Consider the following 16847-nt stretch of genomic DNA (forward strand, 5'->3'; position numbering starts at 1 on the left):
CCTAATTCCTTCCTTGATCCTTAGCAATCGTTGCATCAATTCCCTTAATAACTGAAGTCATAAAACCAGCTTCCTCCATTGCCAATAATCCAGCAACCGTTGTTCCGCCTGGAGAGGAAACATCATCGACTAAGTCCCAAGGGCTTTTCGAACTAGCTAAGACTTTTTGCGCACTCCCTAAAACTGCTTGAGCAGCTATTTCAGTTGCTTGACTTTTTGAAAAACCATACTTTACTCCTGCACGCGACATGGCATCGATGAAGAAATAGACAAAAGCCGGTGAACTACCTGCTAAAGCCACAAATACACTAAAATCATTCTCAGGTATTTCAAGCGTTTTTCCCAATGAGTTTAATAAGTCTTTACATATTTTTAAATGCTCCATAGCCAATTGCTTGTTAGGAGCCAGCGCTGTCATTCCAGCTGCTATTTCAACATTAACGTTTGGCATGATTCGCAGAATTTCTAAATCGGCTATATTTAATGAACTTTGAATTTGTTTAATTGAAAAACCTGTAACCATTGAAACAATTATTGGCTTTACTCGCTGAAAAGTTTCTCTAAGTTCTGCTAAAACACTCTCAACTACTTGTGGCTTTACAGCTAAAAAAACGATATCTGTCTGTTCAACAACAGCTTGATTACTCTCAACTGCTTGCAAATGATTTTCTACAGCATATTTCTGATAGTTAGCAGGATGCTTGCTATGAATGATAATTTCTTCCGGATTAACAGCTTTTGTCTTCAACCATCCTTGAATGATTGCCTTAGCCATATTACCGACACCAATAAACCCAACTTTCATGTTTGCCACCTCTGTTTAAATTGATATATACCAATAAACTGAATTTACTCCCTTTTTAGGTTACATGTCAATAAAAAAAACCGTCCAAAGATGAACGGTTTTCCTACTTTATGGAAGGGAGTGGATTCGAACCACCGAACCCGAAGGAGCGGATTTACAGTCCGCCGCGTTTAGCCAGACTTCGCTACCCTTCCGCTAAGGTACTTTAAAAATACCTGACTCAATTATGATACTCTCTGTCACTTTAAATTGCAAGAAAAATTAATTAACTCCCAGCATTAATTTTTCAATTTTGGGAGAAATTATTAATAAAATTACCCCAAAAACAATTGTAATCAAACCAATGATCCCATAATAATAAACTTCCGTTGCTTTGGTGTAAAATCTAACTAACTGTGAATTGAAGGCCTGAGCTGCAGCATCACTCAAAAACCACATGCTCATCATTTGCGACTGGAAAGCTTTTGGAGCGAGTTTAGTAGTAGCTGACAAGCCAATCGGAGAGATTAACATTTCACCAATAATTACTAATGCCCAACTCATAATTAACCAGAAAGGTGATACAGCTGCATTAGTTCCCATTAATATTCCTGGCAACATCATCCACAAAAAAGATATCCCAGCAAAAAATAAACCATAAGAAAATTTCTTTGAAGATGATGGCTGTTTTGAACCTAATTTTGTCCATAAACGGGCAAAAATCGGTACATAAATCATAATAAACATCGGATTCATGCTCTGAAAAACACTGGCTGGAAAATGAATTGCCCCGCCAAACAGCGATAACCTTGTTTGATCATTAGCAAAAAGAGCTAAAACAACAGATCCCTGTTCTTCAATTGACCAAAACAAAATACTAGCAATAAATAATGGAATGTAAGCAAAAACGCGTGAACGCTCAACTTTCGTAATTTTTGAGCTAGTTAACATCATAATGAAATAGAAGACTGGAATCACAACTGCCACAATTGTAATCAACAAAATTAAATTAGTTAGATTTAGCAAATTAAACAACTGCATGATTGTTAAAACCAATACTAATGCAATTACTCCTAAAACGGATTGACGGATAACCCGTTTCAGATCTGAAGGTTCCAACGGATCAGTTGGGTAAAGACTTTCTTTTGAAAGATACTTTTTACCACCAAAATAGTATTGTAATAAGCCAAAAAACATTCCAATTGCAGCTAAAGAAAAACCTAAGTGAAAGTTAACATATTGGCCTAAATATCCAACTGCATAAGGTGCTATAAACGCGCCCATATTAATTCCAAAAACAAAAATTGTAAAACCCGAGTCTCGTCGAGGATCATCATCAGTATATAAAGAACCAACCATTTCTGAAACATTAGGTTTTAATAGACCAGTTCCAATAACAATTAATGCGATTGAAATAAAAAGTGCTTTTTCACCGAAAGGGGTTGAAAGAGCAATGTGCCCAAACATAATTAAAACCCCACCGATAAACACAGTTTTGCGACTGCCTAAAATTCGATCACTGATAAAGCCCCCGATAACACTGGAAAGATACACTAAGGCTCCATAAATCGACATAATTGACGCCGCTAAGGGTTTATCTAGACCTAGACCTCCTTGAGACACGGCATAATACATATAATAGAGTAGAATAGCACGCATTCCATAATAACTAAAGCGCTCCCACATTTCAGTAAAGAACAGCGTTGAAAGTCCCCGCGGATGACCTAGAAATGCACGATCATTATCTTGATTATTCACTTAAAATCCTCCAAACATATTAAAATCATCAATCTAAAAATCGAAAAAATAAGAACTGTAAATTCAATCAACAAAAATAAACTTCACCGACTAATCAACATATGAACTATTAATTATTTTTTAAAAATATTGTTAATTGAAATTCGTTCAATTCAAAGTGCAACTATTAAATTATAGCATAGTTGAGAAAAATTTGTATAACCTTTCTTAAAATGAATATTACTTCATCTTAAACAATATCAACTATTCCCAACAAATGACAGAATTTTTTGAAAACCGCACCTCACCACAATTTGTTTATAGATATAATGCTTGTCTACAAACAAATTCTATTTGCTAATCACTAACAGCAACCATCACCGAGAAATATTTCAATTACTACTCCGAATAAAAATTTGCCCATAGACTAATCGTAAAAATCAAATTCCTTAAATATATCCGTTAAAGCTACAAAAACAAAGATCATTTTTATACTAGAAACACTTTAATTGTAAAATAAAAAGCCCTCTATTCAAAGGACTTCATGGTTCCACCAATACAGTTTTAAATTACAAATTAAAAATTTTATTTACCAGTACTACTTGAAAAGAACCCAAAAGTTAAACTTCAAAATCTAATATTGCACAATTAACTCACAAATCTGTAGAAAAATGCCAGCTGCAGGATTCGAACCTGTGACCCTCGGTTTACGATACCGATGCTCTACCAACTGAGCTAAGCTGGCTTAGAATGACCCGTACGGGATTTGAACCCATGTTACCGCCGTGAAAGGGCGGTGTCTTAACCACTTGACCAACGGGTCAAAATACAAAATAATCCTTGTATTTTGAAAAAACTACTCTATCCTAACAAAAAACTCGGAGGGTTAGCGACAATAATCAGTATTTAACTAGTTATTCTCTTTGTCTCCGAGCAATTCTATGGGCACGGCAACTTCCTACCCTCACAGGGGGCGATCCCCCAACTACTATCGGCGTTAAGAAGCTTAACTTCTGTGTTCGGCATGGGAACAGGTGTATCCTTCTTGCTATCGCCACCGCACTCTTCTTTTGAGAAAATCTTGTTCTCTCAAAACCAGCTAATATCTTTCTCTTTTTCCCTCGAACTCCGTTCTTCTTCTTTGGTTAAGTCTTCGGTTTATTAGTACTGGTCCGCTCCATTCATCACTGAACTTCCACTTCCAGCCTATCTACCTGATCTTCTCTCAGGAACCTTATTTCTCTAAAGAATGGGAAATCTTATCTTGAGGTGAGTTTCGCACTTAGATGCTTTCAGCGTTTATCTCATCCACACTTAGCTACCCAGCTATGCTCTTGGCAGAACAACTGGTACACCAGCGGTGTGTCCATCCCGGTCCTCTCGTACTAAGGACAGCTCCTCTCAAATTTCCTACGCCCGCGACGGATAGGGACCGAACTGTCTCACGACGTTCTGAACCCAGCTCGCGTACCGCTTTAATGGGCGAACAGCCCAACCCTTGGGACCGACTACAGCCCCAGGATGCGATGAGCCGACATCGAGGTGCCAAACCTCCCCGTCGATGTGGACTCTTGGGGGAGATAAGCCTGTTATCCCCAGGGTAGCTTTTATCCGTTGAGCGATGGCCCTTCCATTCGGAACCACCGGATCACTAAGCCCGACTTTCGTCCCTGCTCGACTTGTCTGTCTCGCAGTCAAGCTCCCTTGTGCCTTTACACTCTGCGAATGATTTCCAACCATTCTGAGGGAACCTTTGGGCGCCTCCGTTACCTTTTAGGAGGCGACCGCCCCAGTCAAACTGCCCACCTGACACTGTCTCCCGCCAAGTTTATTGGCGAGGGTTAGAGTGTTCATACAACGAGGGTAGTATCCCACCAATGCCTCTGCCGAAACTAGCGTTCCGGCTTCTATGGCTCCTACCTATCCTGTACAAGTTGTACAAACACCCAATATCAAGCTACAGTAAAGCTCCATGGGGTCTTTCCGTCCTGTCGCGGGTAACCCGCATCTTCACGGGTATTATAATTTCACCGAGTCTCTCGTCGAGACAGTGCCCAGATCGTTACGCCTTTCGTGCGGGTCGGAACTTACCCGACAAGGAATTTCGCTACCTTAGGACCGTTATAGTTACGGCCGCCGTTTACTGGGGCTTCAATTCTGAGCTTCGCCGAAGCTAACCCATCCTCTTAACCTTCCAGCACCGGGCAGGCGTCAGCCCCTATACGTCATCTTACGATTTTGCAGAAACCTGTGTTTTTGATAAACAGTCGCCTGGGCCTTTTCACTGCGGCTGAGCTTACGCTCAGCACCCCTTCTCCCGAAGTTACGGGGTCATTTTGCCGAGTTCCTTAACGAGAGTTCTCTCGCTCACCTGAGGATTCTCTCCTCGACTACCTGTGTCGGTTTGCGGTACGGGCAGCTTTGATCTCACTAGAAGCTTTTCTCGGCAGTGTGACATCAGCACCTTCACTACTTAAATTTCGCTATTCATCACAACTTGTCCTTATGTCAGCAAGCATTTTACTCACTAACAGACTTGTTGCTTGAACACACCTCCAACAGTGTGCGTGCTTAGCCTCCTGCGTCCCTCCATTGCTCAAACAATCATTGCTGGTACAGGAATCTCAACCTGTTATCCATCGCCTACGCCTTGCGGCCTCAGCTTAGGTCCCGACTAACCCTGGGTGGACGAGCCTTCCCCAGGAAACCTTAGTCATTCGGTGGACAGGATTCTCACCTGTCTTGCGCTACTCATACCGGCATTCTCACTTCTAAGCGCTCCACTGGTCCTTACGATCCAGCTTCTCCGCCCTTAGAACGCTCTCCTACCACGCAACCTTACGGTTGCATCCACAATTTCGGTAATATGTTTAGCCCCGGTACATTTTCGGCGCAGGATCACTCGACTAGTGAGCTATTACGCACTCTTTAAATGGTGGCTGCTTCTGAGCCAACATCCTAGTTGTCTGTGCAATTCCACATCCTTTTCCACTTAACATATATTTAGGGACCTTAATTGGTGGTCTGGGCTGTTTCCCTTTCGACTACGGATCTTATCACTCGCAGTCTGACTCCCGAAGATAAATATATGGCATTCGGAGTTTATCTGAATTCAGTAACCCAAGACGGGCCCCTAGTTCAAACAGTGCTCTACCTCCATTATCCTAACTTCGAGGCTAGCCCTAAAGCTATTTCGGAGAGAACCAGCTATCTCCAAGTTCGTTTGGAATTTCTCCGCTACCCACATCTCATCTCAGCATTTTTCAACATACACGAGTTCGGTCCTCCAGTGCGTTTTACCACACCTTCAACCTGGACATGGGTAGGTCACCTGGTTTCGGGTCTACGTCTGCATACTAATTCGCCCTCTTCAGACTCGCTTTCGCTACGGCTCCGTCATTTACGACTTAACCTTGCATACAAACGTAACTCGCCGGTTCATTCTACAAAAGGCACGCTATCACCCGTTAACGGGCTCTAACTACTTGTAGGCACATGGTTTCAGGAACTATTTCACTCCCCTTCCGGGGTGCTTTTCACCTTTCCCTCACGGTACTGGTTCACTATCGGTCACTAGGTAGTATTTAGCCTTGGGAGATGGTCCTCCCGGATTCCGACGGAATTTCACGTGTTCCGCCGTACTCAGGATCCTGAACTGAGGGAAAACGATTTTGTCTACGGGGCTCTCACCTTATTTTGCTGACCTTCCCAGATCATTCGACTATCGTTTTCTTTGTTAACTCAAATGTTCAGTCCTACAACCCTAGAAAGCAAGCTTTCTAGTTTGGGCTCTTCCCGCTTCGCTCGCCGCTACTGGGGGAATCGAGTTTTCTTTATCTTCCTGCAGGTACTTAGATGTTTCAGTTCCCTGCGTTTGCTTCTAACTAGTCTATGTATTCAACTAGCAGTAATAGCTCATTACAGCTATTGGGTTGCCCCATTCGGAAATCTCCGGATCACAGCTTACTTACAACTCCCCGGAGCATATCGGTGTTAGTCCCGTCCTTCATCAGCTCCTAGTGCCAAGGCATCCACCATGCGCCCTTATTAACTTAACCTTGTTTTACCTGCGGTAAAACGGTTATGAGTTTGCGTCAAGAACTTCTTGTTCAAAACTCTTTTAATACGCGGTGTTCTCGGTTTAATAAAAAAGATATTATCTGGTTTTCAAAGAACAAGTTTGAGAGTAAACCTCTCAAAACTAAACAAAGTTTCGTGCTTGTGCAGGTTCCGTTTCTATCCTTAGAAAGGAGGTGATCCAGCCGCAGGTTCTCCTACGGCTACCTTGTTACGACTTCACCCCAATCATCTGTCCCACCTTAGACGGCTGGCTCCTATTGGTTACCCCACCGGCTTTGGGTGTTACAAACTCTCATGGTGTGACGGGCGGTGTGTACAAGGCCCGGGAACGTATTCACCGCGGCATGCTGATCCGCGATTACTAGCGATTCCGACTTCATGCAGGCGAGTTGCAGCCTGCAATCCGAACTGAGAACGACTTTCAGAGATTAGCTTAACCTCGCGGTCTAGCGACTCGTTGTATCGTCCATTGTAGCACGTGTGTAGCCCAGGTCATAAGGGGCATGATGATTTGACGTCATCCCCACCTTCCTCCGGTTTGTCACCGGCAGTCTTGCCAGAGTGCCCAACTTAATGCTGGCAACTGACAATAAGGGTTGCGCTCGTTGCGGGACTTAACCCAACATCTCACGACACGAGCTGACGACAACCATGCACCACCTGTCATTCTGTCCCCGAAGGGAACACCTAATCTCTTAGGCTATCAGAAGATGTCAAGACCTGGTAAGGTTCTTCGCGTTGCTTCGAATTAAACCACATGCTCCACCGCTTGTGCGGGCCCCCGTCAATTCCTTTGAGTTTCAACCTTGCGGTCGTACTCCCCAGGCGGAATGCTTAATGCGTTTGCTGCGGCACTGAAGGGCGGAAACCCTCCAACACTTAGCATTCATCGTTTACAGCGTGGACTACCAGGGTATCTAATCCTGTTTGCTACCCACGCTTTCGAACCTCAGCGTCAGTTACAGACCAGAGAGCCGCTTTCGCCACTGGTGTTCTTCCATATATCTACGCATTTCACCGCTACACATGGAGTTCCACTCTCCTCTTCTGCACTCAAGTCTCCCAGTTTCCAATGCACGACTTCGGTTAAGCCGAAGGCTTTCACATCAGACTTAAAAGACCGCCTGCGTTCCCTTTACGCCCAATAAATCCGGACAACGCTTGCCACCTACGTATTACCGCGGCTGCTGGCACGTAGTTAGCCGTGGCTTTCTGGCCAGATACCGTCACTGCACGAACAGTTACTCTCGCACACGTTCTTCTCTGACAACAGAGTTTTACGATCCGAAAACCTTCTTCACTCACGCGGCGTTGCTCCATCAGACTTTCGTCCATTGTGGAAGATTCCCTACTGCTGCCTCCCGTAGGAGTTTGGGCCGTGTCTCAGTCCCAATGTGGCCGATCAACCTCTCAGTTCGGCTACGTATCATTGCCTTGGTAAGCCATTACCTTACCAACTAGCTAATACGCCGCGGGTCCATCCCAAAGTGATAGCCGAAACCATCTTTGACACAGAAACCATGTGGTTTCTGTGGTTATGCGGTATTAGCATCTGTTTCCAAATGTTATCCCCCGCTTTGGGGCAGGTTACCCACGTGTTACTCACCCGTTCGCCACTCAGTTGTTTAAGTCGGTGCAAGCACCAGTTAAAACAGCTTCGTTCGACTTGCATGTATTAGGCACGCCGCCAGCGTTCGTCCTGAGCCAGGATCAAACTCTCATTTTAAAGTTTGTGACTCATTTTTATTACTAGCGAATTGACTTCGCAAATTTTGTCCTTGCTTTCACAAGACCCTGCACATTTGCTTTATCGAAACTTTGTTCAGTTTTCAAAGGTCTACTGTTTTCAACGGCTATTGTGTTGCATCAACAACAGTCAACTTTTATATTGTACCATGTGCTCCAAAAATAGCAAGTGTTTTTATAAAATTTCGAAAAAAAAGACCGCAAAGTTTTTGCAGTCTCTTCAAATTCCTCTTAATTATAACTAATTTAGTCTTCCGGTCGAAGTGTTGGAAACAATAAAACATCCCTAATTGAGGGAGCATTTGTCATCAGCATCACTAAGCGATCTATTCCTACACCCAATCCACCTGTAGGAGGCATACCATATTCTAAAGCTTCAACGTAATCTTCATCAATACCTTCAGCTTCATCATTACCCTCTTCACGCTCTTTAACTTGTGCTTCAAACCGTTGACGTTGATCAATTGGATCATTCAACTCAGTAAAAGCATTGGCATATTCATTACCTAAAATAAACAACTCGAAGCGATCAGTAAAGCGTGGGTCTTCAGCATTTTTTTTAGCCAACGGTGAAACTTCTACTGGATGACCATAAATAAAAGTTGGGTCAACAATTTCATTTTCGCAAAAAGTTTCAAAAAATTCATTAATAATATGACCAACTTGCCAATACGATTCATAGTGAACGTGATGTTCGTCCGCCAATTTTCGAGCTGCTTCAACTGTCATTTTAGGCCAAAAATCAACACCCGTTTTTTCCTTAATTGCATCAACCATGTGCAATTTTCTGAATGGTTTATTAAAATCAACTTGTTTTCCTTGATATTCAACTAATCCATCATCCGAAACAACCTCAGAAGCAGCTTTAAAAATTCCCTCTGTCTCCTTCATGACATCTGTAAAATCAAAATAAGCCACATATGATTCTAACATCGTAAATTCAGGATTATGTTTAGTATCAATTCCTTCGTTTCGAAAAACACGACCAATTTCATAAACTTTTTCCATCCCGCCAACAATTAATCGTTTTAAATGCAATTCTAAGGCAATTCGCAAATATAACTGAATATCAAGTGCGTTATGATGGGTAGTAAATGGACGTGCAGCTGCACCACCAGCTTGGTTATGCAATACTGGTGTTTCTACTTCAATAAATTGTTGATTGTCTAAATAACGTCGAACAGCTGAAATAATCTTGGTTCGATTTAAAAATCTTTCAAAACTTTCACGATTTGAGATTAAATCCAAATAACGTTGACGATAAATCTGCTCCACATTTTGCAGGCCATGAAACTTATCTGGCAGTGGACGTAAAGCCTTTGAAAGAAAAGTTAAATCAGTTACTTTCAGTGTTAACTCACCAGTATCAGTTTTAATAACATGTCCAGTTAAGCCTAAATGATCACCTAAATCAGAGCGCTTGAAAATATGATATTTTTCTTCGCCAATAATATCTTTCCGAACATAGATCTGCATTCTTCCCTGGCGATCTTGAATATCAGCAAAGCCTACTTTTCCTTTGCCTCGCTTAGCAACCATACGGCCGGCTATTTTGACTTCTGGTTCTGCTTTTTCAAGATCTCCTTTTGACATTTCACCATATTGCTGATGCAATTCTTCAGACAGTGCTGTCCGTTCGAAACGCTGACCAAATGGATCAATTCCTTCTTGGCGTAGTTCATTCATTTTTTCACGTCTGATTTTGAGCTGATCATTCAGATTCTCTATCTTTGCCACTTTAAGTCCTCCATCACTTTTATTTATTAAAAACTGTCCTTCTAACTTATTCTAGCACGATGAGCAGCTCTTTTAGTCAAAAAATCATTAACTTCTTCAAGAAAGTTATCAAAAACAGCTCTCATTTCAGCTTCCGAATCAACTTCGTTTAAAGCTGCTTTAGCTCTAGCTGAACGTGGAATCCCTTTTAAATAATAGGCTGCTTGTCCCCGAAACTCATGAGATCCGACATAATCTCCTTTTAATTCAACTAATCGGTGCAAATGCTCTTTAGCTACCTGAATTTTTTCAGCTGGGGTTGGTTCAGCGACAACTTTTTTCCCTGCTAAATACTCTGTTGTTTGTTTGATAATCCATGGATTTCCTAAAGCTGCACGACCAATCATAACTGCATCTGCTCCAACATCGGTTAACATTTTCTTAGCATCTTCTGGTGTCCGAACATCACCATTGCCAATAAATGGAATTTCCGTCAAATGATCAGCAACTTCTTTTAAAACTCCCCAATCAGCATGACCGGTATACCTTTGTTCCCGAGTTCGGCCATGCATTGCTAAGGCAGCGGCACCACCTTCTTGAGCTGCTAAGGCATTCTCAACAGCATATAAATGATCTGTATCCCAACCAGTCCGCATTTTAACCGTTACTGGTAAACTACAAGCTGATGAGACAGCATGAACCATCTCATAAACTTTATCTGGATCCAGTAACCAACGTGCACCAGCTTCAGCTTTAGTTACCTTTGGAACTGGGCACCCCATATTAATATCAATAATATCAACATTAGTATGTTCTTCAATGTATTCAGCTGCTTCAAGCAAAGTTTCTTTATTTCCACCAAAAATTTGAACACTCACTGGATGTTCACTTGGATCGAATTTCAGCATACCCAAAGTTTTAGTATTTCGATATTGAATACCACGATCTGAAATCATTTCACAAACAACCAAGCCCGCTCCAAACTCTTTGCAAATCATTCGAAATGCTACATTAGTTACTCCTGCCATTGGAGCAACTACTACTTGATTAGGAATCAAAATATCCCCGATCTTCCATTGCATTTAGCTACACCTCTCCTTTGATCTTTAATTACACTGTTGCATCATATCATATAACTTTCTTCTCAACAAAGCTATTTCTATGAATTTTTTGCCTGCAATTTTTGCAGTTCTGTTTTGTTAAAATGATATTTTTTTCCACAAAATTGACAAACCGCTTCTGCCTGGCGATCATCTTCAATTAATTTTTGCAGATCAGCTGATGCAATGCTGGCAAGTGCTTTTGCAAATCTTTCTTTTGAACAATCACAAAAATATTTTAATTGAACTTTTTCAAGTTCTTTAACTTTAGTTTCAGCGCTTAAATATTTAATCAAAGTTTCTGGATGCTGATCTCGAGCCATAATTTCAGAAATGCTGGGCATTTTTTTTAATGTATTTTCTATTTCTACTAAATTTTTCTCTGTTGCTCCTGGTAAAACTTGGACTAAAAAGCCACCGGCAGTTATTACCGATTGGTCAGGCTCAACAAAAACAGAGACTCCAACTGCTGAAGGAATTTGCTCAGACTTAGCAAGATAATAGGTGAAGTCTTCACCCAGTTCTCCGGAAACTAATGGTACTTGTCCAGTAAAAGGGGTCTTGAGTCCTAAATCTTTAGTAATTGTCAAAAAGCCTTTTTTCCCAACAGCTCCTTTAACATCAATTTTATGTTGAGAATTCAATGCTAATTCTACATGTGGGTGATGCAAATAGCCTTTAACTTGCCCATTTGCATCACCATCAGCAATAATTGCACCTACTGGTCCATCGCCCTGCACTCTAACCGTCAATTTACCACTACCTTTTAATAAAGCAGCGCTTAACAAAGCCGTTCCAGTCAATGTTCTACCAAATGCCGCTGTTGCTGTGCTCCAAGTATCATGTAATCTTTGAGCTTCTTGAACCAAATTAGTTGTTTTAACAGCATAAATTCTTAATTGACCATCATAGGCTAATGTTTTTAATAAATAGTCTTCCATAACTTTACCTCAATATTTTTGTCATTAAAAATAAAGAGCCGCAAACAAAACTGCTGTCTTGTTGCAAGCCCTTAAATATACCTTTATTTGTTAATCTTTTGGATAGTAAGTCGTTGTTTGATTATTATCGTCACTTGAATCAGTATCCGACTCATCCGCTTTTTGTTTAGCCTCTTCTTTGCGTTTCAAAGCTTCTTTTGATTCTTCAAAAGTAGCTGCTTTTTCACTCGGAAACTCCTCTTCTTTAACAGGCATCTTCCCGGTCTTGAATAAACTCAAAATCTGTTTTTCATCCAAAGTCTCATATTCCAACAAAGCTTTAGCAATTGTCTGATGCTGTTCGCGGTGATCTTCAATAATCTTCTTAGCTGAGGTCATACCTTCATTCAGCAAATCTTTAACTTCCTCATCGATTAAGTTTGCCGTTTGAGCTGAATAGTTAGGTTGTCCTGGATAGCCATCTCCAGCAAACATACTGCTTTGACCTTCATACTGAACCGGTCCGAGTTTACTACTCATTCCATATTCAGTAACCATCGCCCGTGCTAATTGTGTTGCTTGCTGGAAGTCATTTGATGCCCCAGATGATTGTTGATGGAAAATAATTTCTTCAGCAGCACGGCCACCCATTAATCCTGCAATTTGTTCCTTTAAGTCCTTTTTACTTAGTAACATTTGATCTTCTTTAGGCAACATAATAGCATAGCCACCAGCACGCCCACGTGGAACAATCGTTACTTTATGAACAACCCGAGCATCATTTAAAACTAACCCGACAAGTGTATGACCAGCTTCATGATAAGCAACTGTTTCACGTTCTTTTTTATTGATGACCCGATCACGTTTAGCTGGGCCAGCAATGACACGATCTTCAGCCTCATCTAAATCAGAAGCATCAATTTGTTTTTTATCGCGACGCGCGGCCAACAATGCAGCTTCATTCAATAAGTTTTCTAAGTCCGCACCTACAAACCCCGGTGTTTGTTTAGCAATCATCTTTAAATCAACATCTTTGGAAAGCGGCTTATTATGAGCATGCACTTTCAGAATCGCTTCCCGTCCCTTAACATCAGGACGACCTACCAAAATCTTTCGATCAAAACGACCTGGACGAAGCAATGCGGGATCTAGCACATCTGAACGGTTAGTAGCAGCCATAACAATGACGCCTTCATCACCTTCAAAACCATCCATTTCAACTAATAACTGGTTTAAGGTCTGTTCACGTTCATCATGTCCGCCGCCCATTCCGGCTCCACGACGACGACCCACAGCATCAATTTCGTCAATAAAAATGATTGAAGGTGCATTTTTCTTAGCAGTCTCAAATAAATCACGAACTCGACTGGCACCTACACCAACAAACATTTCAACAAAGTCAGAACCAGAAATGGAGAAAAATGGAACTCCTGCTTCTCCAGCAACCGCTTTTGCCAATAATGTTTTACCAGTTCCAGGAGGTCCTTCCAATAAAACACCAGATGGAATTCGAGCTCCTAAAGCTAAGAACTTGTGAGGATCACGTAGAAATTCAACGACTTCAACCAACTCTTGTTTTTCTTCCTCAGCCCCAGCTACGTCAGAAAAGCGAACTTTATTCGACTTTTTATCTACTGGCTTGGCCTTAGACTTGCCAAAGTTCATTACTCGGCCGTTGCCACCACCCTGACCGGCTTGGCCCATCATCATGTAGAAGAAGAAAATAAAGAAAATGACTGGTAATAAATATATCAGCAGTTGAATCCATAAACTGCTTGATTCTTCTTCCTTAGTATTATTTTTGACATTATTCTTATTAGCATATTGTTGAATCTGCTTAATTGCAACGTCATTAGTCAGAACATTCGTTGAGAAAGATTTAGTCTCACTGCTGCTAGCCCCTAAACCACCAAAACCTGAAGAACTCGATGTCTTCTTAGCATGACGATATGTACCTGTCACTTTATAGGTACTTCCGGCTGGCTGCAAAGTGTAACTTTTAACATTATCTTTTTTTAGTTCTGTAATGAATTGACTTGATTGGATTTGTTGAGATTGTGAATTTGTTTTGCCACCAAAAAAGTAGTACAACATTCCCATAACCCCAAGGAAAACCACAATATAAAACAGACTATTCTTAAAAAGTCCATTCTTTTTATTGTTCATTTGCTTCCTCCTTGAACTAACGACTAATTGCCGTTACATAAAGACGGCTATCAAATAGATAATAGCACAATTGACCTTTATTGACTATTAATTTTTCTCATAAACAGCTGGTTTTAAAATTCCGACATATGGTAAATTTCGATAAAAGCCCTGATAATCCAAACCATAGCCAACAACAAATTCGTTTGGAACTTGAAAACCGACATAGTCCGGTGAAATTGTCTTTTCACGTCGGTCCGGTTTATCTAACAACGTGCAAATCTTAACAGATTTTGCTTGTCGATGCTTTAATAAACTAGCTAAGCAAGCTAAAGTTCGACCCGTATCAATAATATCTTCAACAATTAAAACATCACGCCCCTTAACTGAAACATCAAGGTCCTTAATAATTTTAACTGAACCAGATGACTCCATCTCATTGCCATAGCTAGAAACGTCCATAAAATCCAATTCAATATACGTATCGATTTTCCGAACAATGTCAGCCATAAACATGACGGCACCCTTAAGTACACAAATAACCAAAGGCTTTTTATCTTGATAATCATTGGTTAATTTTGCGCCTAATTCCTGGCAAACTCTTTGAATCTGTTCTTGACTATATAAAATTTCTTTGATATCGCTATTCATAAAGCAACCTCGTTCCTAAAAATTATCATGTATTGAATTCTACCATTTACAGCTGCTTCTGACAAATGTCCGTGTTTTACGCCAATTAACCAAATCGGTTGATCTTGATTATTTGTTAGCAACCATAAGTTATTACGCTGCGATTGTGCTATCTTATGGTCAATTAATATTTTTTTTACTTTCTGGCTTCCATTAGTCATTAATAGACGATCACCTTTTTTTCGATGTCTAACTGATAATGGAAAAAATAGATTTGTTGTTAATTTAAAAACTTGATCATGAGGCTGTAGTAATTGAGGGTTCCATTTAAATAAACCAATTTGATTACCGTCATCTAAACGATGCCATTTTCCAAATTCTAAAGAACAATGAAAATTGGTTGGCTGGGTAGTTGAATTAGCTTGTCGATAGATGATTCCAAAGCGATTATATTCTTTGAAGAAAAAATAATTTTTTCCTAAACTAATTCTTCCTTGTGGCTTATTTGGATTACTTAAAAGTTGGAGAGCCTCTGCTTGCTGTTGCTGGACTACTTTTGCTCTAGGAATACTTAAAATTTTCTTCAGTAGCAACTGTTGCCATGGCTTTGCCTGTCGCTGCCAACTTGCTAAAGAATAAACTTTTTGATCAATTGTAATTAACTGCAATTTTTGTTGTAACAACGGTTGGATGGCCGCTTGCAGACATCCAAGTTGTTGCTGATAATCAATAATATGCTCTTTAAACTGAGGATTTTCAGTTACTAATTCAGGAATCAGCCGATTGCGCAGTCGATTGCGCTGAACTGTCAATTCAGCATTGGTTTCGTCTTCAAAATACTCAATTTTTTCCTGTCTAGCGAAAGTTCGTAACTGATCTTTAGTAAAAGGCAATAGCGGCCGCAAAATCCAGCTGTTAGGTAATAAAGAAAAGTTTCTCTTTGCAGCAATACCCTTCAATTGCTGCAACTGACCTCCACGAATTAGTTTCAACAAAAAAGTTTCAACCTGATCATCACGATGGTGGGCTGTTAATAATTGATTAATCTGTTGTTTGCGCATTACTTCTGCAAAAAAGTGATAACGAAAATCTCTTGCAGCAGCCTCAATACCATGTTTAGGATGCTGCGACCGTGGCCAAGAAGTCATAAAGAGTGGTAAATGATGCTGCTGGCAAAAACTTTTAATAAAATCTGTTTCTTGTTCACTGGCAGCTCGTAATTGATGGTTCACATAAGCAACTGAAATCTGTGGTCTATCTTGAAAAGGCAGTGATAAAAGTAATTGAAGCATTACCATTGAATCTACGCCTGTTGAAACTGCAGCCAACACGCGATCAGATTGGTTTAATTCACTAAGACTTAATTGAAACTCTCTTATCATTTTCATGTAATTAACCCCGTCAAAAAAAAATTGTCCTCCAGAGGACAATTTTTCGTTTTAACTCCGCCGGCCGCCTCGGCCTCCACGTTTTCCCTCAGTATTTCTCTTTAATGAAGTCAAACGTGCCTCGCTGTCTTTTAAAAATCCAGCCAATAATGAGTCGAAATCTTGCGACTTATTTTCGTTTTTACGATAATTTTGATTTCTTGAGTTGCCAGTATAGTTATGAGAATGAGTCTTAACACCTACTCCACCATGATTGGCTGAGCTGTGGTGATTTTCAGAATGATTATTGTGTTTTACATAATTGCTATGTGTTTCTTCGTTATGTTTTTCATTGGCTTTGCGAATTGACAAACCAATTTTACCATCCGGAGCAATTGAAAGGACCTTAACAGTTACCTCGTCACCAACACTCAAAACATCATGAATATCTTTAACGTACTTATCAGAGATTTCACTAATATGAACCAAACCGTTCTTTTTCTCACCTAATTCAACAAAAGCACCAAAATTAGTAATTCCTGAAACTTTGCCAGTGACTTTCGCCCCTACTTCAATTGACATAAAAAAGCTGTTCCTCCTTAAGTTGTATACACTTCAGTAT

The 16847-nt window shown here is 40.6% G+C and carries 9 protein-coding genes, 3 tRNA genes and 3 rRNA genes; all 15 read right to left on the minus strand.

The features are described from left to right. Nucleotide 1 precedes the first annotated feature (1 nt). A complete protein-coding gene (gene proC, locus G6O73_RS08010; protein WP_057885117.1) occupies nucleotides 2-805 on the minus strand; it encodes a pyrroline-5-carboxylate reductase in 804 nt (267 codons plus the stop codon). Nucleotides 806-916: 111 nt separating this feature from the next. After that, nucleotides 917-999 (minus strand) — tRNA-Tyr (locus G6O73_RS08015). A gap of 67 nt (nucleotides 1000-1066) precedes the next feature. Then, nucleotides 1067-2470, minus strand: coding sequence for a peptide MFS transporter (locus tag G6O73_RS08020; protein ID WP_235805046.1), 1404 nt, complete (start codon nucleotides 2468-2470; stop codon nucleotides 1067-1069). Nucleotides 2471-3193: 723 nt separating this feature from the next. Further along, nucleotides 3194-3266: transfer RNA gene (locus G6O73_RS08025), tRNA-Thr, on the minus strand. Nucleotides 3267-3272: 6 nt separating this feature from the next. Beyond that, nucleotides 3273-3344: transfer RNA gene (locus tag G6O73_RS08030), tRNA-Glu, on the minus strand. Between the two features lie 122 nt (nucleotides 3345-3466). Beyond that, nucleotides 3467-3583, minus strand: a 5S ribosomal RNA gene (gene rrf / locus G6O73_RS08035). Between the two features lie 79 nt (nucleotides 3584-3662). Further along, nucleotides 3663-6579, minus strand: a 23S ribosomal RNA gene (locus G6O73_RS08040). A 188-nt stretch (nucleotides 6580-6767) separates the two neighbouring features. Further along, a 16S ribosomal RNA gene (locus G6O73_RS08045) occupies nucleotides 6768-8327 on the minus strand. The 16S, 23S and 5S rRNA genes sit together here with 2 tRNA genes alongside, the layout of an rRNA operon. 266 nt (nucleotides 8328-8593) lie before the next feature. After that, nucleotides 8594-10084 carry a lysine--tRNA ligase gene (lysS, locus tag G6O73_RS08050; RefSeq protein WP_057885709.1) on the minus strand — a complete coding sequence of 497 codons (1491 nt, stop codon included), beginning with the start codon at nucleotides 10082-10084 and terminating at the stop codon, nucleotides 8594-8596. Nucleotides 10085-10125: 41 nt separating this feature from the next. Further along, nucleotides 10126-11145: a tRNA dihydrouridine synthase DusB gene (gene dusB / locus G6O73_RS08055; RefSeq protein ID WP_057885708.1), complete on the minus strand. Its 1020-nt coding sequence runs from the start codon at nucleotides 11143-11145 to the stop codon at nucleotides 10126-10128. 77 nt (nucleotides 11146-11222) lie between these two features. Then, nucleotides 11223-12104, minus strand: coding sequence for an Hsp33 family molecular chaperone HslO (hslO, locus tag G6O73_RS08060; protein ID WP_057885707.1), 882 nt, complete (start codon nucleotides 12102-12104; stop codon nucleotides 11223-11225). A 90-nt stretch (nucleotides 12105-12194) separates the two neighbouring features. Next, entirely contained in the window at nucleotides 12195-14249 is a 2055-nt protein-coding gene (ftsH, locus tag G6O73_RS08065; RefSeq protein ID WP_057885706.1) for an ATP-dependent zinc metalloprotease FtsH, read from the minus strand. An 87-nt stretch (nucleotides 14250-14336) separates the two neighbouring features. Beyond that, nucleotides 14337-14879, minus strand: coding sequence for a hypoxanthine phosphoribosyltransferase (gene hpt, locus G6O73_RS08070; RefSeq protein WP_057885705.1), 543 nt, complete (start codon nucleotides 14877-14879; stop codon nucleotides 14337-14339). After that, a complete protein-coding gene (tilS, locus tag G6O73_RS08075; RefSeq protein WP_057885704.1) occupies nucleotides 14876-16246 on the minus strand; it encodes a tRNA lysidine(34) synthetase TilS in 1371 nt (456 codons plus the stop codon). The genes hpt and tilS overlap by 4 nt, the downstream gene beginning before the upstream one ends. A 51-nt stretch (nucleotides 16247-16297) precedes the next feature. Next, nucleotides 16298-16807, minus strand: coding sequence for a S1 domain-containing RNA-binding protein (locus tag G6O73_RS08080; RefSeq protein WP_057885703.1), 510 nt, complete (start codon nucleotides 16805-16807; stop codon nucleotides 16298-16300). Nucleotides 16808-16847: the final 40 nt, after the last annotated feature.

Source organism: Liquorilactobacillus nagelii DSM 13675 (assembly GCF_019444005.1).
Taxonomy (GTDB): domain Bacteria; phylum Bacillota; class Bacilli; order Lactobacillales; family Lactobacillaceae; genus Liquorilactobacillus; species Liquorilactobacillus nagelii.

Coding starts and splice junctions, on each gene's coding strand:
- hslO (WP_057885707.1), bottom strand. CDS start 12,104: ATGGAAGACTATTTATTAAAAACATTAGCCTATGATGGTCAATTAAGA.
- hpt (WP_057885705.1), bottom strand. CDS start 14,879: ATGAATAGCGATATCAAAGAAATTTTATATAGTCAAGAACAGATTCAA.
- dusB (WP_057885708.1), bottom strand. CDS start 11,145: ATGCAATGGAAGATCGGGGATATTTTGATTCCTAATCAAGTAGTAGTT.
- ftsH (WP_057885706.1), bottom strand. CDS start 14,249: ATGAACAATAAAAAGAATGGACTTTTTAAGAATAGTCTGTTTTATATT.
- G6O73_RS08080 (WP_057885703.1), bottom strand. CDS start 16,807: ATGTCAATTGAAGTAGGGGCGAAAGTCACTGGCAAAGTTTCAGGAATT.
- tilS (WP_057885704.1), bottom strand. CDS start 16,246: ATGAAAATGATAAGAGAGTTTCAATTAAGTCTTAGTGAATTAAACCAA.
- proC (WP_057885117.1), bottom strand. CDS start 805: ATGAAAGTTGGGTTTATTGGTGTCGGTAATATGGCTAAGGCAATCATT.
- G6O73_RS08020 (WP_235805046.1), bottom strand. CDS start 2,470: ATGTGGGAGCGCTTTAGTTATTATGGAATGCGTGCTATTCTACTCTAT.